Genomic DNA, 1,039 nt, shown 5'->3' on the forward strand with positions numbered 1-1,039 from the left:
GGCTTTGTTGCACAAACCTAGCATCAAAAGCTTATTCAGCAATATAATTTCAAAATGAATAAGCCTGCCTCTAAAATCTACCGTACAACCAATTGGTCATCCTATAACCGAGCCTTAATTAACCGAGGTAATATTTCCATTTGGTTTGATCCAAAGACTCAGTGGTATGCACAATCACAAGGCAAGCAAGGTCGAAATCAAACCTACTCCGATACAGCGATTCAATGCTGCTTAATGATCAAATTACTATTCCGACTCTCTTTACGTATGGTCACAGGTTTTGTTCAAAGTCTGATTAAACTCTCTGGATTAGATTGGACAGCTCCGGATTATTCCACCCTTTGTCGTAGACAAAAGCATATTGATATTGCGATTAGCTATCAAAAAAGTAGTGATGGACTGCATCTACTCGTAGACTCTACTGGTTTGAAGTTTCTTGGTGAAGGTGAATGGAAACGCAAGAAACATGGGGCTGAATATCGTCGCCAATGGCGTAAGCTTCACATTGCTATAGATGCTAAAACCCTGCAAATACGTGCAGTACAACTCACCACAAATAATGTCAGTGATTCTCAAGTACTCGAAGATTTACTTGCTCAAATTCCCTTGGATGAACCAATTGATTCTGTTTATACAGATGGTGCTTATGACACAAAGCACTGCCGACAAGTCATTTTAGATCGAGATGCACATGCGATCATTCCACCTAGAAAGAATGCAAAGCCTTGGAAGGATCAGCAAGCGAGGTCTATAGAGCGGAACGAATTATTAAAGACAGTCAAACGGCTAGGCAGATCGCTTTGGAAAAAGTGGTCTGGTTATCACCGTCGAAGTTTGGTTGAAACCAAGATGCATTGCATCAAATTATTAGGCGATAAATTAACAGCGCGGAGTTTTCCAAGTCAGGTGAATGAGATCCATGCACGCATGGCAGTCTTGAATAAATTCACAGAATTAGGTCGCCCTCATACCCAAGTTGTCTCTTAAATTTGAGTAGCTTAAGGGAACTCAGCCTTTCAAACCTTTATGCAACAAAGCC

1 protein-coding gene is annotated in these 1,039 nt (G+C 40.8%); it reads left to right on the top strand.

Features of this window, described 5'->3' with window-relative positions; genetic code table 11:
* Positions 1-54 precede the first annotated feature (54 nt).
* Entirely contained in the window at positions 55-987 is a 933-nt protein-coding gene (locus AC1M9D_RS14010; RefSeq protein WP_005103080.1) for an IS5 family transposase, read from the top strand.
* Positions 988-1,039: the final 52 nt, after the last annotated feature.

The sequence above is a fragment of the Acinetobacter sp. ANC_7682 genome (assembly GCF_056779795.1).

What these genes read in the sequence shown, in the direction of transcription:
- AC1M9D_RS14010 (WP_005103080.1), top strand. Translation starts at nt 55, where the DNA reads ATGAATAAGCCTGCCTCTAAAATCTACCGTACAACCAATTGGTCATCC.